The sequence below is a fragment of the Glaciimonas sp. PCH181 genome, from assembly GCF_003056055.1.
Taxonomy (GTDB): domain Bacteria; phylum Pseudomonadota; class Gammaproteobacteria; order Burkholderiales; family Burkholderiaceae_D; genus Glaciimonas.
Map to the genome: position 1 here is coordinate 2,350,867 of NZ_PYFP01000001.1, position 22,257 is coordinate 2,373,123.

At 51.1% G+C, this 22,257-nt stretch carries 22 protein-coding genes; 9 read left to right on the plus strand and 13 right to left on the minus strand.

From position 1 onward, the window contains the following. Window positions 1-183: 183 nt before the first annotated feature. The 3 genes from C7W93_RS10745 to C7W93_RS10755 form a co-directional block, all read right to left on the minus strand. Complete coding sequence (locus C7W93_RS10745; protein ID WP_108439996.1) at window positions 184-1,482, minus strand: solute carrier family 23 protein; 1,299 nt, start codon at window positions 1,480-1,482, stop codon at window positions 184-186. A 248-nt stretch (window positions 1,483-1,730) separates the two neighbouring features. Then, on the minus strand, window positions 1,731-2,249 hold the full coding sequence (locus C7W93_RS10750) for a DUF1269 domain-containing protein (protein ID WP_108439997.1): 519 nt from the start codon (window positions 2,247-2,249) through the stop codon (window positions 1,731-1,733). Window positions 2,250-2,360: 111 nt separating this feature from the next. Continuing rightward, the gene (locus C7W93_RS10755) at window positions 2,361-3,002 is read right to left on the minus strand and encodes an FMN-binding negative transcriptional regulator (protein ID WP_108439998.1); all 642 of its coding nucleotides are present in this window, start codon (window positions 3,000-3,002) and stop codon (window positions 2,361-2,363) included. A 272-nt stretch (window positions 3,003-3,274) separates the two neighbouring features. On the opposite strand from C7W93_RS10755, the gene C7W93_RS10760 reads away from it, so the two are divergent. Next, window positions 3,275-3,577, plus strand: coding sequence for an antibiotic biosynthesis monooxygenase (locus tag C7W93_RS10760; RefSeq protein ID WP_108439999.1), 303 nt, complete (start codon window positions 3,275-3,277; stop codon window positions 3,575-3,577). Between the two features lie 156 nt (window positions 3,578-3,733). Here the strand turns inward: C7W93_RS10760 and C7W93_RS10765 are convergent, their stop codons facing one another. Then, window positions 3,734-3,970: a DUF3563 family protein gene (locus C7W93_RS10765; protein WP_108440000.1), complete on the minus strand. Its 237-nt coding sequence runs from the start codon at window positions 3,968-3,970 to the stop codon at window positions 3,734-3,736. A gap of 253 nt (window positions 3,971-4,223) precedes the next feature. Here C7W93_RS10765 and sbcB point away from each other — a divergent pair, with 253 nt between their 5' ends. Continuing rightward, the gene (gene sbcB / locus C7W93_RS10770) at window positions 4,224-5,657 is read left to right on the plus strand and encodes an exodeoxyribonuclease I (RefSeq protein ID WP_108440001.1); all 1,434 of its coding nucleotides are present in this window, start codon (window positions 4,224-4,226) and stop codon (window positions 5,655-5,657) included. Window positions 5,658-5,825: 168 nt separating this feature from the next. On the opposite strand, the gene speG is transcribed toward sbcB, so the two are convergent. Next, window positions 5,826-6,362, minus strand: coding sequence for a spermidine N1-acetyltransferase (gene speG, locus C7W93_RS10775; protein WP_108440002.1), 537 nt, complete (start codon window positions 6,360-6,362; stop codon window positions 5,826-5,828). Window positions 6,363-6,487: 125 nt separating this feature from the next. Next, entirely contained in the window at window positions 6,488-9,007 is a 2,520-nt protein-coding gene (locus C7W93_RS10780; RefSeq protein ID WP_108440003.1) for an acyl-CoA dehydrogenase, read from the minus strand. Window positions 9,008-9,615: 608 nt separating this feature from the next. Here C7W93_RS10780 and C7W93_RS10790 point away from each other — a divergent pair. The 3 genes from C7W93_RS10790 (at window position 9,616) to C7W93_RS10800 (ending at window position 11,282) form a co-directional block, all read left to right on the plus strand. Beyond that, window positions 9,616-10,497 (plus strand): neutral zinc metallopeptidase, encoded by an 882-nt coding sequence (locus C7W93_RS10790; RefSeq protein WP_108440005.1) that lies wholly within the window; start codon window positions 9,616-9,618, stop codon window positions 10,495-10,497. 108 nt (window positions 10,498-10,605) lie between these two features. Continuing rightward, on the plus strand, window positions 10,606-10,998 hold the full coding sequence (locus C7W93_RS10795; RefSeq protein WP_108440006.1) for an MAPEG family protein: 393 nt from the start codon (window positions 10,606-10,608) through the stop codon (window positions 10,996-10,998). A 53-nt stretch (window positions 10,999-11,051) separates the two neighbouring features. After that, window positions 11,052-11,282, plus strand: coding sequence for an RNA-binding S4 domain-containing protein (locus C7W93_RS10800; protein ID WP_108440007.1), 231 nt, complete (start codon window positions 11,052-11,054; stop codon window positions 11,280-11,282). A 94-nt stretch (window positions 11,283-11,376) separates the two neighbouring features. On the opposite strand, the gene C7W93_RS10805 is transcribed toward C7W93_RS10800, so the two are convergent. Next, entirely contained in the window at window positions 11,377-13,797 is a 2,421-nt protein-coding gene (locus tag C7W93_RS10805) for a heavy metal translocating P-type ATPase (RefSeq protein WP_108440008.1), read from the minus strand. Between the two features lie 136 nt (window positions 13,798-13,933). Between C7W93_RS10805 and cadR the strand changes: the two genes are divergently transcribed. Continuing rightward, window positions 13,934-14,386, plus strand: a complete 453-nt coding sequence (cadR, locus tag C7W93_RS10810; RefSeq protein ID WP_108440009.1) for a Cd(II)/Pb(II)-responsive transcriptional regulator — start codon at window positions 13,934-13,936, stop codon at window positions 14,384-14,386. 32 nt (window positions 14,387-14,418) lie between these two features. Here the strand turns inward: cadR and C7W93_RS25035 are convergent, their stop codons facing one another. From C7W93_RS25035 to C7W93_RS24820, 6 genes are all read right to left on the minus strand, one after another. Further along, window positions 14,419-14,664 carry a PIN domain-containing protein gene (locus C7W93_RS25035; RefSeq protein WP_225869805.1) on the minus strand — a complete coding sequence of 82 codons (246 nt, stop codon included), beginning with the start codon at window positions 14,662-14,664 and terminating at the stop codon, window positions 14,419-14,421. A 273-nt stretch (window positions 14,665-14,937) separates the two neighbouring features. Further along, entirely contained in the window at window positions 14,938-15,870 is a 933-nt protein-coding gene (locus C7W93_RS10820; protein ID WP_108440608.1) for a 2-hydroxyacid dehydrogenase, read from the minus strand. A gap of 115 nt (window positions 15,871-15,985) precedes the next feature. Next, window positions 15,986-16,930, minus strand: coding sequence for a metal ABC transporter substrate-binding protein (locus C7W93_RS10825; RefSeq protein WP_108440010.1), 945 nt, complete (start codon window positions 16,928-16,930; stop codon window positions 15,986-15,988). A gap of 181 nt (window positions 16,931-17,111) precedes the next feature. Then, window positions 17,112-18,017, minus strand: a complete 906-nt coding sequence (locus C7W93_RS10830) for a metal ABC transporter permease (RefSeq protein ID WP_108440011.1) — start codon at window positions 18,015-18,017, stop codon at window positions 17,112-17,114. An 8-nt stretch (window positions 18,018-18,025) separates the two neighbouring features. Continuing rightward, a complete protein-coding gene (locus tag C7W93_RS10835; RefSeq protein ID WP_108440012.1) occupies window positions 18,026-18,793 on the minus strand; it encodes a metal ABC transporter ATP-binding protein in 768 nt (255 codons plus the stop codon). Further along, window positions 18,790-18,933 carry a hypothetical protein gene (locus C7W93_RS24820; protein ID WP_201747190.1) on the minus strand — a complete coding sequence of 48 codons (144 nt, stop codon included), beginning with the start codon at window positions 18,931-18,933 and terminating at the stop codon, window positions 18,790-18,792. The genes C7W93_RS10835 and C7W93_RS24820 overlap by 4 nt, the downstream gene beginning before the upstream one ends. Window positions 18,934-19,458: 525 nt before the next feature. Between C7W93_RS24820 and adh the strand changes: the two genes are divergently transcribed. From adh to C7W93_RS10855, 3 genes are all read left to right on the plus strand, one after another. Beyond that, window positions 19,459-20,979 carry an aldehyde dehydrogenase gene (gene adh, locus C7W93_RS10845; RefSeq protein ID WP_108440014.1) on the plus strand — a complete coding sequence of 507 codons (1,521 nt, stop codon included), beginning with the start codon at window positions 19,459-19,461 and terminating at the stop codon, window positions 20,977-20,979. Window positions 20,980-21,132: 153 nt separating this feature from the next. Then, complete coding sequence (locus C7W93_RS10850) at window positions 21,133-21,531, plus strand: DUF779 domain-containing protein (RefSeq protein WP_108440015.1); 399 nt, start codon at window positions 21,133-21,135, stop codon at window positions 21,529-21,531. A 190-nt stretch (window positions 21,532-21,721) separates the two neighbouring features. Next, complete coding sequence (locus C7W93_RS10855) at window positions 21,722-22,246, plus strand: DUF2127 domain-containing protein (RefSeq protein WP_108440016.1); 525 nt, start codon at window positions 21,722-21,724, stop codon at window positions 22,244-22,246. Window positions 22,247-22,257: the final 11 nt, after the last annotated feature.

Genomic DNA, 22,257 nt, shown 5'->3' on the forward strand with positions numbered 1-22,257 from the left:
GCCACCACTGCATTGTCAAATAGGATGTAAATACTGAAAACGTTTTAAGATTTCTTACAGAAGCGACGTGCAATTGCACGTCGCTTTTTTTTGTTCCGACGTCGCGTTGCACTACGTGGCGCGGACCGGGCAATTACGACACGATCAATGTTGGTGGGTGCAAGCCTTTCCACCGGCGACCAATTACGACTTCTTTAATCCGAGCAGCGCGTACAAAATAATCGCACCGAAAGTGGCTGTACCGATACCGCCTAACGAAAATTGGCCCAGCTTTAAGGTGAAATCACCCGCACCTAAAACCAAGGTCACTGCGGCGACAATCAGATTACGATTGTTAGAAAAATCAACTTTGTTTTCAACCCAGATACGGGCACCGGAAATGGCAATCAAACCAAACACAACGATCGATACACCGCCCAATACTGCCGCTGGAATCGTCTGAATAACCGCACCAAACTTGGGCGAAAAACCCAATATCAGCGCGATGCAAGCTGCAACCACGAACACCAATGTAGAGTAAATTTTAGTCACCGCCATCACGCCGATATTTTCTGCATAAGTGGTCACGCCAGTACCGCCGACGCTGCCGGAGAGAATCGTCGCCAATCCATCGCCGACAAACGCGCGGCCCATATATTTATCCAGATTTTGACCCGTCATGGCGCTGACCGCTTTGATATGACCGAGGTTTTCTGCCACCAGAATAATCGCAATCGGGGCCAGTAAAGCCATCGCGTTTAGTTGAAATACAGGGGCCGAAAAATGCGGAATGCCGAACCAAGCAGCATTGGCGACGATCGAAAAATCGATTGGCTTGCCCAGACCTGCACCGTTGGTGAGCACCGCATAAATCACGTAGGCCAGCAGCAGGCCAACTAAAATCAGCAAGCGTTGCACCATGCCACGTCCAAACACCGCGACCGCGCCCACACATAACACGGTGCCCAGCGCCATCCAGGCGTCGAAACTGTTACCGCTCACACCCTTGACAGCTATCGGTGCCAGATTTAGCCCGATAACAGCGACCACCGCACCGGTGACGACCGGCGGCATGCATTTTTCAATCCAGCGCGTGCCGACTAACATGACCAAAAAACCGATCAAGGTATAGACCACACCGCAGGCGATAATGCCGCCCAGCGCAACCCCGAGATTGGCGTTGTGTCCGGTGCCGCTATAGCCGCTGACGGCGATAACCAGCCCGATGAAGGAGAAGCTGGAACCTAGATAGCTGGGAACGCGGCCACCGACCAGCACGAAAAACAGCAGCGTTCCTATGCCGGACATAAAAATGGCTAAATTGGGATCGAAACCCATCAACAATGGCGCTAACACGGTCGAACCAAACATGGCGACCACGTGCTGCACACCCATCGCCATCGTCTGCGGCCAAGGCAAGCGTTCATCGGTAGAGATAATTTGACCCTGCCCGCCAACCGCAGCAGCACGCAAGCGCCACTGCGGGAAATAAGAACCTGCCATGTATTTCTCCCTGAAAGTTCGGTTTCCTACATTGGGCGTTATTCGCTAGTTGGGCTAAAACGCGTGCAGAAAACCGTTGCATTATTTGAATTTTGATTGGGGAGTAGTGTACGAAGACCAACCGGAAATAACAATCGACATTCGTCATTTCGCTACAGATAATTCTGAATGCTGGTAAGGCAAAAAAAATCCCGGAGCTGTGTCCGGGATTTTTCTATCGCATTCTTCAACGAAGCTATATCGCAGCCCTAAGGAAAGACGGGAATATGCGACTCGACGCCGCCGAATTTTGCCTCAGGATGGCGCTTTTCGATTAATGCTTCAATCGCTTGCACCCTTTTGAACGGTACATCGACTAGCAGTAACACTTTGCCGTTGGCGATATCGCTCTGAAAATTTTCAAGTCGCGAATTAGGCAGTGCCGCTGCCGCCATACCGGACATCCAGCCGCCGAGGATAATCCCGGCAACGGTGGCAACCACGATTGCCAGCATATTCAGATGTATCCATTCAGGTGGAAAATACACTAGCCAGATACCCCCGATAAAGCCCATCACGCCGCCCATAATCATGCCGTTTTGCGCACCGTGGGTCAGATCGGTTTTGTGCCAGATATTCGCGTCGGGCATATCATCAGGCAAAGTCCCATCGGCCGCCCAAAAATGCATGTGCCCAATGTCAATGCGGGCCAGCAACAGCTCGTCCAGCATGCCGCGCGCACTGACGACGTCGGGCAACATGAAATATAGTCTTTGTCGGGCTAACATAACAATCTCCTCCATCTATGCTGATTAAATACAGCATAGACAATGCAGCAGGATTAGACAAAGTTTATGTTTTGCTGGACGCTAGGGATTTCGGGCGGCACAGAATGCCGGCTAGTCTGTTTTATTGCCGCCAAGCACTAAATTTACCATCGCAGCATCCTGCATTTCGCCACGCGCATTCAGGGCTTGCACCACGCTGGCCCGATTTTCGGCAGGCTGGTTCTGGCTTACTTTCCATTTCCCGATCAAGCGTGTAATCGTAATTTCGATGCCGACAATCGCCGTAATCATCTTGTCAATATAGTCGGGCGGAGCATCGGTTACCGCCCACGGAGCGGGCTGATTTGATTCATTATGGGCGGTTAGCGCACCCAAATGCTGCCGCAACCACACCGGATCATCAATAACGCGCAACTTGCCGTAAGCGTGCGTGACGGCATAATTCCAGGTGGGAACGGCTTTGCCATGCTGCTTTTTGGTCGCATACCAATTAGGCGAAATATAGGTGTTCGGGCCACTAAATACTGCCAGCACTTCGCTGTCTTTTTGCGCCTCGCGCCATAGCGGATTGGTCCTTGCAACATGGCCGAAGAGCGTCCCGAAAGGTGCCGGTTGATCGGCTAGCAATAAAGGAATGTGATTGGCTTCGATACCGTCGGTGGTCGTGGTAATCAGTGTCGCCAGTGGATGGGCCCGAATCAGATCATGCATGACGTCAATCCGCGGCTCGTCGAAGTGCTTGGGGAGATACATAAGAATTGCCTGATAAAAGATGGAATATCACCAATTATGCAGCTTGCTAGGGTGATTGTCAGATAATCGCTGACTTTTTGCCGGTGGTCGGAAGTAAGCGTGCCAGGGCAGATTAAGCCGTAAGCAGCTATTATGCTGAGTCGTCATTCAGGTGAAACAGCCGGCATTAGCAGACTTAAGTAATTCACCTGAATACAACGCCAGCTTTCCTCCAAGATTGTCCATCCAATGCGACAATTACGGCCTGATCACACTTACCAAACGGAACCAACATGATTCTCGAACTAGCAGACATTCGCATTCAACCCGGTAAACAAGCTGAATTTGATGTAGCGATTCAACGCGGCATTGCAGAAGCAATCAGCACAGCCAAGGGCTTTGCCGGTTTTAAGATACATAAGGGAATTGAGTCGCCAGAGCGTTATGTGCTGACGATTTTGTGGGAAACACTGGAAAATCACACTGGCGATTTTCGTGAATCTGCTGCGTTTGCCGAGTGGCGTGGCATCGTGGGACCATTTTTTGCCGTCCCGCCAACAGTCGAGCATTTCTCGCTGTTGGCACAATCAAACTAAAGTCTAGCGTAAAACATCACGATGTAAACATCGCTATTGCGATGGCGGTCAGCAGCAGCGTGCCCCAATAAATGCATCCAAATCCGATGCTGGGGTGCGCAGTCGCGATCGACTGTCGTGAAACAACAATTGAACTACACTTGCAACATCGCTAAATTAATAGCCCTTCATCCATGCTGCGGACTGAACTGTTTCACGATCCAATTGACGAATACGATATTCCAGATCATACAAGTCAGCTGCTTCGGCCAGATACGCTTCTTTACGTGCGGCTTCCGACATTTCGTAGGCGTTGCCAATGCGTTTGAAAAAAGATGAAACTGTGCTGAAAAAACCGGCAGATTGAGTATTAGCGGCGGTACGGGTATTGCTATTAAGTGTCAATGTAGACATGATATTTTCCTATTCAATAATTACCGCTTTGAGGTACATTGCTGCGGCGCACAATCAGAATAGCTTTTCTAGGAAAAAGTACCAATTTCGAATCCCCATAGCAGTTATTAGTTTGATGAATTCCGGGGGCTAAGACCCTTTTTTGACCTTTTTAGTAGCGCTCCTCAGTTGTGCAAAAACTGAATACCGCACTGAAATATAGCGATAAACTGCACCATTTCGGATCAACCCTCCTTCCATAACGACGCTATCGATGTCCAATCACACCTTTCTCTGGCACGACTACGAAACTTTTGGCGCGCAACCGCGACGCGACCGCCCGGCGCAATTTGCGGCCATCCGCACCGATGCAGAATTGAATGAAATCGGCGCGCCAATCATGTTGTATTGCCAACCCGCACCCGATTTTTTGCCAGACCCGCAGTCTTGTTTAATTACCCACATTACGCCGCAGCAATGTCTGGCGCGCGGTATACCCGAATATCAATTTGCGGCTGAAATAGAACGAGCCTTCTCTCAAGAAGGCACTATCGGCGTCGGTTACAACACGATTCGCTTCGATGACGAAATCACGCGCTTCATGTTTTGGCGCAATCTGATCGATCCGTATGCACGCGAATGGCAAAATCGCTGCGGCCGCTGGGATATTCTCGATGTGGTGCGTACCGCGTATGCGCTGCGTCCTGACGGCATACAGTGGCCGACTAACGACGAAGGGCGTCCAAGTTTCCGACTTGAACATCTGACGGCCGCTAACGGCCTCAGCCACGAGGCGGCGCATGATGCGCTGTCGGACGTACGCGCCACCATCGCGCTGGCCCGATTGATCCGCCAGCAGCAACCTAAACTGTTCGATTTTTGCCTGGCATTACATAAAAAAGAGCGCGTCACGGTCGAGTTAGGCTTGCCCGCAAAAAAACCGTTTCTGCATATTTCCGGCATGTTCCCCGCTGAACAAGGCTGTATCGCGTTGATGTGGCCGTTAGCCGTACATCCAACGAATAAAAACGAGATATTGGCATGGAACCTTGCGTTTGACCCGAGCGAGTTATTTGCTCTGACACCAGAAACCGTCCGTACTCGTTTGTTTAGCAAAACGGCCGATCTGCCGGAAGGGATGACACGCTTACCGTTGAAATCAATTCATCTGAACAAATCGCCGATGGTGATCGGCAACCTCAAAACCTTAGCGCCCGAGATGGCAGCAAAATGGGGCCTGGACCGTGAATTGGCGCTGAAACACGCCGACATCGCGGCGCAAGCACCCGATCTGACGACGTTATGGCGGCAAGTATTCCAGCGTCCGGCGGAGGGACCGATCGATGTGGATGAGGATCTGTATGGCGGTTTTGTCAGCAATGACGACCGCCGCACATTGGCTGACTTGCGCGCCATGTCGCCGCAACAACTCAGCGATGCACGCCCTGCTTTCGCAGATACACGATTAGAAGAATTGCTGTTCCGTTATCGTGCGCGCAATTTTCCGCAAACCTTGTCCGAACAAGAAAATCAACGCTGGGAAGATCACCGCGCAGCGCGTCTGTTTGACGGTTTGGGCGGTGCCCGCAATATCGACGATTTCTTTGCATCGATTGATGCGCTGTCTGAAACGGCAGATGAGCGCGGCGAGGAAATTCTGGGGGAGTTGTATGAGTATGTGGAAATGATCGCACCGCAACGTGATTAAAGTGATTAAAAATTAGTATGCAAAAAGTGATGGGACAAACCCCGCAGACAACCACAGGCTATCAATCTTGATGGATTTTCTGCAAGTATCCCCCGCAATAAAAAACACGTAAAAACAGCGGCAATTGCCGCTGTTTTTACGTGCTTATTTATCGATGCATTGACCACATCAATTTTTGAGATTCGCCAGATATTCCGGTTGAAACATGCACATACGAATCGCATCACGATACACACCGTTGACGAAAAATTCGCTGCGCAATTCGCTCTCTAAGGCAAACCCACATTTGTCGTAGATATGGATGGCTTTGTGGTTCTCTTTGTCGACATACAGATAAAGCTTATAGAGATTGAGTACACAAAACGCATATTCAATCGCCAAGCGTGAAGCCAGCTCGGCATAGCCTTTACCCTGTGCAATCGGCGCGACAATAATCTGAAATTCTGCACGTCGGTGGATGTAGTTAATTTCGACCAACTCAACCAATCCCACCATTTCGCCCGCATCGCTCTCCAGAATAAATCGCCGTTCGCCCTGATCGTGAACGTGTTGATCGTAGAGTTGCACCAGTTCGACATAAGCTTCATACGGTTCTTCAAACCAGTACCGCATGATGTGACTGTTGTTGTCGAGTTTATGGACGAAATGCAGGTCGTCGCGTTCTAATGGACGTAATCTAACGCCTGGCTTGGTAAGTGTAGTCATAGTTTTCTATTCAAAAATCCTGAAGGTGCTTTCTGTTGTGTTTCCTCTGATCGTATCTTTGCATCGATGATGCCGGTTTTAGTATTATGATCCCTTCGTTTGTATTGCCATATAACTGGATGTTGTTACTGATAATATTGTTGTAACTGATCCATTTGGCGTCTTTTCTGCAACGCCTCCTGCCGGTTCAAATCCTGCGGAAAATCATCGACCTGCACGCTGATATCACCACAATGGGCAAAATCGCTGAGAACTTGATTTTCTTCCGCGGTGATCATGCCAGCAGCCAGCGCGGCGGCGATCCAGTGCTGCATTTCAATCAGACTTTGCGGAATCGGCGGCAAACTGCCATCTTTAATCGCTGGCTTCAGACGCGCTTCAATCGCATTCACCTGCGGGATAAGCTTGAACGCAATTTCGCCGTAGGCAGTGGGCGCAAGCGTATGACTGGCAAGATAGATATCGGCAATTAACCGATCACGACTGGCACCATCCGTCTGCATCGCGCGCGCCAACGTGCTGTCGAGGGCATCGGACGGTTTGTGATACGACAGCCCAAATGGAAATGCCAGCAGCCGCAGCAAAAAGGCCAAAGGTCGATTTGGAAAATTCGCCAACACCGCAAGATAAGCTTCTTGCGCCTGATGCAACGCGTCTTGCGCAGCCCAATGCACATACGGCAAATCGTCCGCTTGACGACCATCATCTTCATAGCGCTTCAGCACACTCGATATCAAATACAACTGCGACAGTACATCGCCAAGTCTTGCCGAAATCCGCTCACGAAATTTAAGCGAACCGCCCAGCACAAACATTGACACATCACTAAGCAACGCAAATGCCGTCGATAGGCGATTTACAGCGCGATAAAAATGCCGCAACTCAACCGGTGCGGCTTTGGGTGCGGCTAATAACGATCCTGCCGAGATACCGCCTAATAAGGTCCGGGCAATATTGGCGAAGATAAAACTGACATGACCAAAAAATGCCTGATCGAAATCATGCAGCGCTTTGGTATTGTCTTCTTCAGCGGCTGCGGTCATTTCTTTCAGCACATACGGATGGCAGCGTATCGCGCCCTGACCGAAAATAATCAGGCAACGCGTGAGTATATTTGCGCCTTCGACAGTAATCGCAATCGGCACTTGCTGGTAAGTCCGCGCCAGAAAATTATTCGGCCCCATGCAGATTCCCTTACCACCAAGAATATCCATGCCAGCGTTGACAATTATCCGGCCACGTTCGGTCACGTGATATTTTGAGATTGCCGAAATAACCGACGGCTTCTCGCCGCTATCAACCGCCATCGCAGATAGTCTGCGGGTGGCGTCGATCAGATACAGATTGCCGCCCATCCGCGCCAGCATTTCATGTATCCCCTCAAACTTACCGATGGGGATCTTGAATTGATGCCGCATGGCGGCGTAGGCACTGGTGCCACGCACTGCCATTTTGGAAAAACCAACGGTCGACGATGGCAATGAAATGGCGCGACCAGCGGCCAGACATTCCATCAACATATGCCAGCCCTTGCCAATCTGCGCCCGCCCGCCGATGACCCAATCGAGCGGAATAAAAACATCTTTACCGGAGGTTGGACCATTTTGAAAAACCGCATCCAGCGGCCAATGCCGACGCCCGGTTATCACGCCGGGATGGTTGGTTGGAATCAATGCACAAGTAATGCCGAGGTCGCCCTCGCCGTGCACCTCAAACGTGCCGTCACTAGAAAGTAATCCATCGGGATCATGCACACGAAACGCCAAACCTAGCACGGTTGCAATGGGTCCCAGCGTAATGTAACGCTTGTCCCACGTGACGCGAAATCCCAGTGTTTCCTGCCCCTCATAGACATCTCGGCATACCACGCCAACATCGGGAATCGCCGCGGCATCGGAACCGGCATACGGACTAGTCAATGCAAAACACGGAATGTCTTGCCCTGCCGCCAGACGCGGTAAGTAATGATCTTTTTGCGCATCGGTGCCGTATTCCAACAATAGTTCGGCCGGTCCTAACGAATTTGGCACCATCACCGAAATCGCGGCCGCCGAACAATGTGACGACAGTTTCATGATTACTTGCGAATGCATATAAGCTGAAAACGACTTGCCGCCATATTGCTTGGGAATGATCATGCCTAGGAATCCCTTATCCTTGATGAACTGCCACGCATGCGGCGGCAAATCCTGCCAGACTTCAGTCGTTTCCCAATCGGTAATCAAGCCACACAACTGTTCCACTTCGTTGTCTAGAAACGACTGCTCTTCTTCGCTTAACGTTGGGGGTGCCAGCGACAACAATTTGCGCCAATCCGGCTTACCCGAAAATAATTCAGCATCCCACCAAGTCGTTCCGGCTTCAATCGCATCGCGCTCGGTCTGTGACATGCGCGGGAGAATACGTTTAAAAATGGCCAGAATCGGCTTGCTTAATAAGCGCATTCTTAATGGTTTGATGGCGACGATTAACGCGGGTAGCAACAGCAGCAACGCTAGCAAAATAGTTGCCAATGCGCCGATCCCCGCTAACTGAAAACCGGCTGCTATCCATAACGTGAATGCGACCAGCCAAACCCAGGCGTTAACGCGCAAGGTCATCAGGCCGACACCACCGATGATGAGCGCTGCGATCCAATAAAACATACTTTCTCCTAGTTGATGTTCTAAGAACCTGCCTGACGTCTGATGCTGTTATAGGCACCGCGCTGATGAAATCAAGGCGATGCTGTGGCTATAACACTTAGCGGCAACGTCACTTTCGGCACTGTAACAAGTTCCAATTAGTAGCGGAATGGGGGGCTCCAGCCACTGCATTGCTATAGACATTGGTCTCTTGCTGATAGGCAAAAGTTCAACAAAAACAAACTATGTTCCTCTAATTCACGATAATAGCTACGTTACGACGGATAAGTCGAAAACGCTATTAAATGCAGAAAAGATAAGGTTTCTTCTAGTCTTGGTTTTTCCAATTGCCTTTCATCATGCGCTTTTCACTACGTTTCTAGAGCGGCACTGGCTTCAAATTTTGCGCATAGGAGCTGGTAGTGAGATAGTTTGGGGCATTTATGACGTTAAAAATATCGACATCGTCCGGTTTAATAACTCCCCCACTACGACATTTCCTGCCAGCACGGCAAAACGATTAGATTGTAAATAAACATTACTAAAAAGGAATCATCATCCTTTTTCTGACCCTCGATCTACCCGTATTCCGTTAGAATCGACGGCATATTCAACCGGGGGAAGATGCGATGAAATGGGACGGCAATCGGGAAAGTGACAATGTCGAGGACCGTCGCGGTGAAGGCGGTGGCGGTGGCGGTGGTGGATTTGGGGGCGGTGGCGCAATCGGCTTGGGCACTATCGTCATTGCACTGGTGGCGTCGTATTTTTTTGGCGTCAATCCCATGACTGTGATCAATTTGCTAAGTGGCGGTGGTGCGCCGCTGCAAACTCAGCAACAACCCCCATCCCACGCGCCGCCCGCGAATGATCAAACCGCCAGATTTGTCTCGACCGTATTGGCCGATACCGAAGATGTCTGGACCGATCTTTTCCGCGCAAGTGGTAAGACCTATGTCGTGCCAAAACTAGTGCTATTTTCTGGCGCAACACCAACCGCTTGCGGCACCGGGCAAACAGCGTCAGGACCGTTTTATTGCCCCGGCGATCAAAAGGTTTACATCGATTTGTCTTTTTTCCAGATGATGAAGCAGCGCTTTAACGTCTCGGGCGATTTTGCTCAGGCTTACGTTATCGCGCATGAAGTCGGCCATCACGTCCAGAACCAGCTGGGAATCATGGCCAAGGTGGATAAAGCCCGACGACGCGCATCAGAAACGCAAGCGAATGCCTTGTCCGTCAAATTGGAATTGCAGGCTGATTGTCTGGCGGGCGTATGGGCATTTCATGCCAATCAGGCGCGAAAAATTCTGGAGCAAGGCGATGTTGAGGCAGCACTAAATGCCGCCAATGCCATCGGTGACGACACGCTCCAGCGGCAAGCGCAAGGCAGCGTGGTGCCGGACTCATTCACGCATGGCACCTCGGCGCAACGCGTACGCTGGTTCAAACAGGGTATTGCCAACGGGCAGGTTGCCGCCTGCAATACTTTTGATGCGCAAATGCTGTAACCTGCCGCAGACGTATTTGAATGTAGCTGTATTGGTGATCTTAATCGCCAACGATAACGACCACGCAACTCGAACTATTTAACACTCTCACTTGATGATGGAACACCCATGACACTTGCTTACTGGTGCGTACTAATTGCAGGATTATTGCCTTATATGACTATCGCCGTCGCCAAATGGGGAAAGCGTGACTACGACAATAGCGAACCACGCGCGTGGCTCGATAAGCAATCAGGTTTAAGCCGTCGCGCCGACTATGCGCATCGCAACCATTTTGAAGCGCTGCCTTTTTTTGCCGCTGCCGTCATCATTGCGCATCAGGTGCATGCCGCGCAAACTACATTGAACACACTGGCGCTGGTGTTCATTGCAGCACGTCTGCTATATACCTTTTGTTATCTGGCCAACAAACCATCGTTTCGCTCGATGGCATGGATCATCGGCTATGTCGCCGTTATCGCGCTGTTTGTGCTCGCGGCAATTACGCCGATAGCGCATTGATGCGTTGAAGACTTGCCACACAATTTTTAATTTTTTTAGTATCGGAATGCTGAATGCAACAACTTGAATTTAATATTGACGGCGAATACGTCGAACTGAACCAACTACTTAAACTTACGGGGGTTTGTGATAGCGGTGGCGCAGGCAAAGCCATCGTCGCCAGCGGCGCAGTGAAAGTGGACGGCAAAACAGAGCTACGCAAAACCTGCAAAATCCGCGCTGGCCAAGTCGTCACACTGGGCGACGTAAAAATCCGGGTATCGGGTCCAGAGAACGCATCCTGATTTGCGCAATCCGCTTCACCGAAACTGCAATCAGCATGATTCTGTGAGGCGGATATTGCATCTTAATATAATTATGCTGCTCTTAAAATAATTCCTAGCGCAATGCCCGCAACAAACGCAAGCCATTAAACACCACCAGTAAACTCGCCCCCATATCGGCAAATACAGCCATCCACAAGGTTGCTTCGCCGGTCAATGCCAACACCAAAAATACTGCTTTGATACCAAGCGCCAGCGTGATGTTTTGCATCAGCACGTTGTGGGTCTTTTTGCTGAGTCGGATGAAATCCGGGATCTTGCGCAAGTCATCATCCATCAACGCCACGTCGGCAGTTTCTAGCGCGGTATCGGTACCTGCTGCGCCCATGGCGAAACCGATATTCGCTTTAGCCAATGCCGGGGCATCGTTAATGCCATCGCCCACCATGCCGACGTAGCCATAGCGCCGAATCAAATCATCGACTGCGGTAAGTTTATCCTCTGGCAACAGATTGCCACGCGCATCGGTCACACCGACTTTGTCGGCAATCGCCTGCGCTGTGTGAGGATTATCGCCGCTCAGAATCACCGCTGCGATACCCATCGCTTGCAATTGCGCAATCGCTTCAACGCTGGTATCGCGCACTGTGTCAGCAACCGCCAAAATCAGTAACGGCGCCGTGGCTGAACATAATACGATGGTGGTCTTTCCTTGTATTTCTAACGCGTCCAGACGAGCTTCCAGCGATTCGCTGCAAATGCCCATATCGTGGACCATGCGGTGATTGCCAAGGTAAAAAAGTACGCCGTCGATGCGGCCCTTTACGCCAAGACCTGTCAACGCCTCAAAATCACTGATATCGCGTAAATCGCCGAGCTGTTTAGTCGCTTGCCAATCTGCGGCCACTGCGGTGGATACGGGATGATCTGAGCGATGCGCGAGACTGGCTGCGTAACGCTGGTATGGCAATAAATTTCCTGCTGCCTCTTCCGGTTCAACTAATTGCATATCAGTAACAACCGGCTTGCCTATCGTCAACGTTCCGGTTTTATCCAGCGCTAACGCTTTTATCTTCCGGCCCATTTCCAGATAGACGCCACCTTTAATCAACAAGCCATGCTTCGCCGCTGCGGCAAGTCCGCTGACCACTGTGACCGGCGTCGAAATGACTAAGGCGCAAGGGCAAGCAATGACTAACAACACCAACGCCTTGTAAAGCCAGGGATAAAATGCCGTGCCCATTATCAACGGTGGCAAGACTGCCACCAGCGCCGCCATCAATACAACTGCCGGAATATAGTAGCGCGCAAATTCGTCGACGAAGCGCTGCGTCGGGGCGCGTTGGCCCTGCGCTTGTTGTACGCTTTTGATGATCCGCGACAAGGTCGAATTGGCTTGCAAAGCCGTGACTTTATAGTCAAATGCGCTGCGTTCATTGATCGTGCCAGCGAACACCTGATCGCCAGGCTGCTTCACCACCGGCATGCTTTCGCCAGTAATCGGGGCCTGATTAATCGTTGTCTGGCCGGTCACGACAACGCCATCTAATGGCACCCGTTCGCCCGGTTTGACACGCACCAACGCCGCCAGAACAACTTGCGCCGTGGGGATTTCACGCCATTCTCCTGTCGCCTTTTGCACAGTCGCCTGATCCGGTGCCATTGCCATTAATCCCTTGATCGCATTGCGTGCGCGATCCAGCGATAGCGCTTCGATCATTTCTGCCAAAGCGAACAGAAAAATCACCACCGCCGCTTCCGGCCATTGGCCGATAATCGCTGCGCCGATGACGGCCAACGACATCAAAAAATTCATGTTGAGGGAGAAATTACGTAGTGCAATCCAACCCTTTTTAAGCGTATCCAGACCACCTGTAGCGATTGCCAGCAATGCTAACCCAATCACCAGCCACGACGTTTCATTACCGCTGGTCCACGCCACGATTTCTGAGGCAATGGCAGCCAGACCGGATAAGCCTATCAACAGCCATTTGCTGCGCGCAATTTTGAAAGCACCGTCGCCGTTTTCAGCACTCAAACCGACCACGCCGGTCAGCGAATCTGACTTCAATGCAGGATCAAGATCCAGCGCTTTTAGCGAACTGATGATCGTTTCTACAGAATTCAGATGATGCTGTACGGTCAGTTCACGCTGAATCAGATTGAATTGCATCCCGACAATTCCGGCCATGTTTTTAAAGCGATCACGGATCAGCTTTTCTTCTGTCGGACAATCCATCTTTTGAATCAAAAATACGGCTTCAGCGCTGCCATCGGCTACGGCCACCGGCGGGAATGGCGCGGCGACAGCAGCCGTACTGGCGCTATCAGATTCTGGGTGATGGCCGTGATCGTGATCGTGATCGTGAGCGTGGCAGCATTCGTGAGCGTGGACCTGTTGAGGATGCGCGTGGTCATGCTTGTGAGCCGGCTCTGGCGCGTGCTCAGTGGCATGATCATGCGGATGGTCATGCGTAGGTCTATGCGCTTTAGCGTGCGTTTGATCATGCTTGTGATCGTGTTGACAACTTCCCATGCAACTATCCTCCCTTAGTATTGGCGCATCTTTCTCGCAGCTTGCCTATTTAAAACCCTGTAGCTACTATAGAGTCAAGCGTAAGCTTTAAAAAATCGCATCAATGCCCAATATCTATTGCAAAGCGGAGGAAAAAATGACAACACCACTGAAAATAGGCGAACTATCCAGCCACGCAGGTTGCCCGGTCGAAACGATTCGGTATTACGAACGTGAAGGTTTATTACCGGCAGCGGCACGATCACAAGGCAATTACCGACTGTATGGCCCGACCCATATTGAACGTTTGCAATTTATTCGGCATTGCCGATCGCTCGATATGACGCTAGATGAAGTACGGAGTTTGTTGCAATTTCGCGACCTGCCGGAAGAAAATTGCGCGCAAATCAATACACTGCTGGATCACCATATCGATCATGTTGCCAGTCGCATTACGGAATTAAAGGCGCTGCAATCGCAGCTAAAACAATTGCGCAAGCAATGTCATAGCGTGCAGGCAGCCAAGGATTGTGGGATTTTGCAGGGGTTAGCGAATATGGAGGATGATGCGCCAGCCAATTTGGGGAGTCATGGCGGGGGTTGTCATTGAGTTAAGCTGAGACCAAACCAGATCAAAATATTTCAATTCATCATCCGCATGCCAGCGTTTTTGGCAGCATCTTTATCAAATGTAAAAATACATTCGCATCCGGCTTTATGTGCAAAACGCTCAATAATGCAATCCGAAAAATCCGCCTTTGAGGCGATAAAGATAGGGAGAGCTTTGAGCCCAATTTCAGCATTTTCGACGATCAATTCTTTCGTCTGTAGCAACGTTTCAAGAATAGCCACGACTTCTTGTCTGGTGGCATCGTAGCACTCTTGCATTACTCAGGCCAATTCAATCAACGCGATCAGAGGGATGAATCCTGGGTTATCAATGGTTAGGGTAAAAATTAAGGATGTGGCTCGCGGTGACTGCTTTGTGTCATCTTGCGCGATATAACGCACTAAGACATTTGTATCAAAACCTATCGTCGTGCTTTGGCTCTCCGTTTTGCGATGTCATCGTTCATTTTTTCGACTGAAATCTGTCGAGATGTTTACCCGAAGTCCGGATAACAGGCAAAACAAGAACGCCGGATGCGCAGAAAATAATAGTTAAACCGGCGTCAACACCGCCTGCCCGGAAAAATGCCGCCCCCCATTATCCAAAAACATGCGCACCGTCGCATCCACCGATTCCGGTGACCAACCCGCCACGTGCGGCGTCAGAACGACATTCGGCAAATGCATTAATTGCTGTGGCGGCTCCGGCTCGCTTTCGTACACATCCAAACCAGCGGCGGCGATACGATTTTGCCGCAAAGCTTGCGCCAACGCTTCGGTATCCACCACACTGCCGCGTGCAATATTGACCAGGACGCCATTTGGTCCCAGCGCATCCAATACTTCTCGATTGATCAAATGTTTAGTCGCGGCGCCGCCCGGTGTGGCGATCACCAGAAAATCGGCCCACTTAGCCAGACCCAGCAACGATTCAAAATAAGTGAACGCCACACCGCTGCGTGCCGAACGGCCATGATACGCAATCTCCATATCGAAGCCCAACGCACGTTTGGCAATTTGCTGACCTATCGTGCCCAGACCAACAATCCCAAGCCGCTTGTACGATACAGCAGCCGGGAACGGCAATGCAGTGCGCCAAATGCCTTGATGTACCGCCACACCCAGTTGCGGAATCCCACGTACCGCCGCCAGCAACAATCCCATCGCGTGATCGGCGACACAGGCGTCATTCGTACCAGCACCATTTGCCACCACAATACCGCGCAGACGCGCTGCTGCAACGTCGATATTTTCATAACCTGCACCCAATGCACAAATCAATGACAACTGCGGCATTGCGGCGATTTCGTTGGCGGTGAATCCTATGCTGCCGATCGTCAATACCGCCTGAATCTCAGCACCGTGAGCGATGGCTGCCTCGGCCCGTTTGGCGGGAGTCGGCGCATAAAAAATGTGAAAAGCCTGTTGAATCTGTTCCAGATGGTGATCGGAAAGATGATTGAGGATGAGCAGATTAGGCTTCATGGTAGCGGTAATAATCGTGTAGTTGACGAAAGTCGTCATGTTACCGTTCAATCGCCGAATCTGCTTGAGGGCACTACGCCATGCCAGATTACGCATGGCGCATCGCTGCCAACGCTTACTTTTGTTGCAATCGACCCATAATTTGCGACACGTTAAACCGCATCATGCGGATGTAGGTCGGCGCATCGCCATTCGCTTGCGACAGCGCATCGGCGTATAACTTACCGCCCGGCGTAACGCCGACTTCGTTACTGATTTGTTGCAGCAGTTTCGGATTACTCATATTTTCAAAGAAGATGGCTTTGCTATTTTCCTGACGGATCTGCCGGATCAGCATCGCCACATCTTTGGCGCTAGGCTCGCTTTCGGTCGATACGCCTTGCGGTGCCAGAAAACGCACTTTGAAATGCGCACCAAAATAGCCGAATGCATCGTGCGATGTAATCACATTACGGCGCGCATCAGGAATTTTCGCGAACTGCGCTTGTGCCCAACTATCAAGCTCTACCAGCGACCGGGTGTAGTCATCACCATTCTTTTTATATACCGCAGCCCCGGCAGGATCGACCTTGCTCAGCGCGGCAACAATATTGCGGGTGTAGACCATGACATTGGTCGGATCTTGCCACGCATGCGGGTCAGGATGCGTTGCTGAGTGATTATCGGGTGAGTCATGTGAGTGAGTATCGCCGCTCTCCTCCCGCTGTCGTGGATGAATACCATCGCTGGCAATCACCAAGGCTCCTTTGTAATTCGCAGCATCGGAAAGACGCGCGATCCAGCCCTCGAAACCAAGCCCGTTGACCACCACGACTTTAGCCTGCGCCAGCGTTCTGACATCTTTCGGCGTTGGCGCAAATACATGCGCATCCTGATCCGGCCCGACCAAAGTGGATACGACTACCCGATCACCGCCAATATTGCTGACAATATCGCTGAGTATGCTAAAGCTGGCGACTACGGGAATTTTAGTGGCGGCGGTAGCTGCCAGAGCTGATTTTATTGTAGTGCTGCTGGCAATCATCAAGGCCATCAATAAAGCTTTTTTGAAACGGGTCATGCGACACTCCTTGCACATTAAAATCGGGCACAGCGTAGCCTGAGCGAACGTTGTTAGCCCAAAGCACACTGTAATAATGAGATGCTGGCATGGACATCGCCAGCAAGAATCTAAGCGTAACTAAGCATGAATTTACGGCAACATCATCAACCGTTTGTCATGCGTCATTCGCACCACCGCATCAACCCGCCCGATGCGGTCGTTTCAATAATTTCGGCAACCAGCCACGCGGGGCAATCAGCAACGACAGCAGATACAGTCCACCGGCGCAGACAATGATGGTCGGGCCCGACGGCGTGGAGGTGTAATACGATAACAACAAACCGATATAGCCAGCCGCGGCCGCTTGCAATGCGCTGTTCAGCAATTGTGCTGGCAAAGTGTCATGCCAGAGACGTGCCGAGACCGCAGGCAGCATCATCAAGCCCACCGCCATCAGCGTCCCTAAGGTCTGAAAAGAGGCGACCAGATTAAGCACAACCAGCATTAAAAATAATTGTTGGAATAACGCACCACGCGCGCCTTTGGCACCGCATGCGGCCAGAAAAGAGGCATCAAAACTCTCTAGCACTAGTCCGCGATACATCATCGCTCCGACGATCAGACTGGCAGTCGTTACACCGGCTACCAAAAACAGTCCTTCGCGATCCACGCCAAGCACGTTGCCAAACAGGATATGCAACAAATCCAGTTTGGAGCCATTGACCGATATCAGCATCACGCCTAACGCCAGCGCCACCAGATACACAGAAGCGAGGCTTGCATCCTCTTTTAAATCCGTATGACGGCTGATCAGTGCAGCAATGGCCACCACGATCACGCCAGCTAAAAAGCCACCGATACTCAATGCCGGAAGCGATAAGCCAAACAGCATAAAACCAACGGCCACGCCCGGCAGCACAGCGTGACTAAGCGCATCGCCAAACAAACTCATGCGACGCAACGTCAGTAATACGCCCAACGGTGCGCTGCTGAGCGCCAGCGCCAGAATCCCGATCAAGGCGCGTCGCATGAAGGCGAATTCTTGAAACGGCGCCAGTGCGAATTGATAAAAAGTCGTCAGCCAATGGAACGAAAAAATGCTCATCCCGCTACTCATGCAGCCACCTCAGGCTGACAGAACGGTGCATTCGGATCCTGCGCTTCGGGCATATTTTTAGCCAGCCGCAGATGTTCATCGGTCAAGACTGTTGCAGTATCGCCCCAAGCCACCAAACGCCGCGCCAACATGACCGCTTGCGGAAAATATCTGCGTACTTGTTCGTTGTCGTGCAGCACCGCAATGACCGTGCGCTGTTGCGCGTGCCACGATTGCACAATCACCAGCAAATCTTCGGTCGTTTTTGCGTCGACCGCATTAAATGGCTCATCCAACAAAATCAATTCTGCATCCTGCAACAAAATCCGGGCAAACAATACGCGCTGAAACTGCCCCGCAGACAAACTGCCAATCGAGCGATCAGCGAAGCCTTCCAGACCAACCGCGTGCAGCGCCGCATCGGCCTTGACTGCCATTGCCTGCGTAATACCGCCAAACAACCCTGCACGCTGCCAGTACCCCAGCAACACACAATCCAATACCGAAATCGGAAAGCCGCGATCAATCTCAGCTTGCTGCGGCAAATACGCAATCCGCTTACGCGGCACGCTGATATCGACATGGCCGCCATCGATACGTACCAACCCAAGCAAGCTTTTTAGCAGAGTACTTTTACCGGCACCGTTCGGCCCGATGATCGCGGTCAGTGAACCGGATTCAAAACTGCCGCTAATATGATGCAACGCCGGATGCTGACGATACGCTACCGTCAGGTTATGTAATGTGACCGCGCTCACGGCGGTGGCTGCCAGTGCGGGCTTCATCCTGTCGCCCCTGCTAATGCCCACCAGACACCAAGCCAGAATAAGGCGCAGACGGGCAGCACCAGCATCAGGCGAAACCACGCCGAGCGCGCCAGCATGCTGCTGCGTCTTTTGTTAAGGGGAGAAGAGTGGATCGGCATCTTTTTACATTCACAACGCAGGGTTGAAAACAGGATCATCCCGCTTCAGGCTCATCAAGATCGACTGAAACGAAAAACGCAATGCAACATAGTTGCAGCTCGCAGAATTATAGTGCAACTAAGTTGCATTTTGTGATTTTAGCGAAGACTTTTTAGAAATTTTTTAACACGGAAGTCACCAACGGCGATGTTGCGCTATCGAATCAATTTTAGTGCCAGCGCAAATACGGAACACTCTTTCTCTAACAGTGTTCCAAAACTCAACATACAAGTTTTGACAGGTGTTTCAAATACGCCGATCTACAGCGTCCCAATGCATCCATGGCAACAACGCTTACATGCATTACACCCAATCCCCATGCGGCTCCGATACATTTTTCAGGCACTTTCGGCGGTGCTCTCTGGTCTTAATCAGGTTACACCCGATGATTGGCACGCACCTTGCAATTACCTGTTCGTGCCTGTTGCACCTGGCTCAAAGCCAACTTGGTAATTAATCAATCAAAATCCCTTTCGGAGGACGACATGAATCTCGCAGATATCAGCAAATTAGGCATTAAAAACCCCTTCAAACAGCGTTACGACAATTTCATCGGTGGCAAATTTGTACCGCCGGTAAAGGGTGAGTATTTTGAGAATGTCAGCCCGGTCCTCGGTAAAACTTTCTGCGAAGTAGCCCGTTCCACCGCAGAAGATGTCGATCTGGCATTGGATGCCGCGCATGCCGCGAAACGCGCATGGGGCCGCACTTCGCCAACCGACCGCGCCAACATCTTGCTCAAAATCGCTGACCGGATGGAAGCCAATCTGGAACTGCTGGCCATCGCTGAAACCATCGACAACGGCAAACCGCTGCGCGAAACCACACTGGCCGACATTCCACTGGCAATTGATCATTTCCGCTATTTTGCCGGTTGCATCCGGGCACAGGAAGGTTCCGTAGCAACAATTGATGCTGAAACTTACGCTTATCACTTCCATGAGCCTTTGGGCGTAGTCGGTCAGATCATTCCGTGGAATTTCCCGATTCTGATGGCAGTCTGGAAAATGGCACCGGCATTGGCTGCAGGTAACTGCATCGTGCTGAAACCTGCTGAACAAACCCCAGCCTCGATCATGGTCTGGATTGAACTGGTGCACGATTTGTTGCCACCAGGCGTACTTAATATCGTCCAGGGCTTCGGTCTGGAAGCTGGCAAGCCCTTGGCATCCAGCAAGCGCATTGCCAAGATTGCATTTACCGGCGAAACCACGACTGGTCGCCTGATCATGCAATACGCCTCGCAAAACATCATTCCGGTAACACTGGAACTAGGCGGAAAATCGCCGAACATTTTCTTTGCCGATGTGATGGATCAAGACGATGCGTTCTTTGACAAATGCCTGGAAGGCTTTGCCATGTTTGCGCTGAATCAGGGTGAAGTCTGCACTTGTCCATCACGGGCACTGATTCAAGAGTCGATCTACGACCGCTTTATGGAACGTGCATTGAAACGCGTAAAAGCCATTAAACAAGGCAATCCGCTGGAAATGAGCACCATGATCGGCGCACAGGCATCCCAGGAACAACTGGAAAAAATCCTGTCTTATATCGATATCGGCAAACAAGAAGGCGCAAAATTGCTGACCGGTGGCGCACGCACGCAACATGGCGGCGATCTGGATGCAGGTTATTACATGGAACCAACTGTGTTCGAAGGTAATAACAAAATGCGTATTTTCCAGGAAGAAATCTTTGGCCCAGTATTGTCGGTAACGACCTTCAAGGACGAAGAAGAAGCGCTGGAAATTGCCAACGATACTTTGTATGGTCTGGGCGCAGGATTGTGGACACGCGACGGTTCACGTGCTTTCCGTATGGGACGTGAAATTCAAGCTGGCCGGGTCTGGACGAATTGTTATCACCTTTACCCTGCCCATGCAGCATTCGGTGGTTACAAGCAATCCGGTATCGGACGTGAAAACCATAAAATGATGCTGGATCACTACCAACAAACTAAAAACTTGCTGGTCAGCTATAGCCCGAACGCTTTAGGATTTTTCTAAACAAGCGTTTCGAACACAGCGTTAAGCAATGGTAATACGCACCATGATTATCGTTAATTAATGTAACTTAGTAACGTAACTTAGCGTTCGTTGTTGTTCTCTGCTTCGCCACCACGGGAAGCAGAGTTTACTTCTCCATCTGAAAGGTTAGCAATGTCTACCATTCCTGCCCGCGTTACGGCGACTGAGGCCGCACTGGAATTACTCCAGACGCTGCGAAAAAAACACGGCGCGCTGATGTTGTTTCAATCCGGCGGCTGCTGCGATGGCAGTGCACCGATGTGTTACGCCCGTGGCGATTTTCAGGTTGGCGACGCCGACATCTATTTGGGCGATCTGGATGGCGAGCCATTTTATATCGGCGCCGAGCAGTACGAATACTGGAAACACACCCAATTAATTATTGACGTTGTCAACGGCAATGGCGGTATGTTTTCGCTGGACAATGGCTCAGGCCGTCGTTTTCTCACGCGTTCGCGACTCTTCAGCGATGACGAGTTTGATCAATTGGCGCAACTGCCGCTGCAGTGCGGATTACACGAAAATGCGTGAATGAGGCGTCGTTCTGGAAAAGTTACGCTTAATACTTAAATTCATATCTAAAACAGTCACCGCGCCAAGCTGGGCGCGGAAGCATGTAAGTTTTTTACCCCCTTCCGAGCACACTCTCTAGCGATACCTGATAGGCGGCCGTCCCGAACAACAGTAGAATTGGCACATCCAATTTACACATGGTTCGCAGATGCAACCCACACTTCAGCCCACCGCCCAATCGCGCGCCAAACAATCTGCGCCGCCGTCCGAGCCACACCCTGCCTTAAAGGCCATTGCGACTTTTGAAGGCTGCAAAGGCGTCGCCGCACTGGCCGCCATGCTTGGCTTGCTCAGCCTGCTGCATCACGATATTCGCCATCTCGCTATCGCATTAATCGGCCATTTTGGCCTGGATCCCATGGCGCACTATCCATCCGTTTTTCTGCACTACGCAGATATCCTGAATGACGAAAACCGTCGCAACATTGTCTTCATCGGCGTCGCCTATATCTCGCTGCGCTTCATCGAAAGTGTTGGCCTCTGGCGCAATCGCCCGTGGGCGACCTGGCTAGGCGCGGTATCCGGTGCCATCTATGTCCCGATCGAAATTCGCCATCTTATTTTGCATCCATCCTTTATTAACGCCGCGGTCCTGATCGGCAACATCGCGGTTGTCGCTTATCTGGTGTCACAGATCTGGCGCAAACGCCATGCTCAAAACATTTCTCCTTAGGTTTTTCTGCG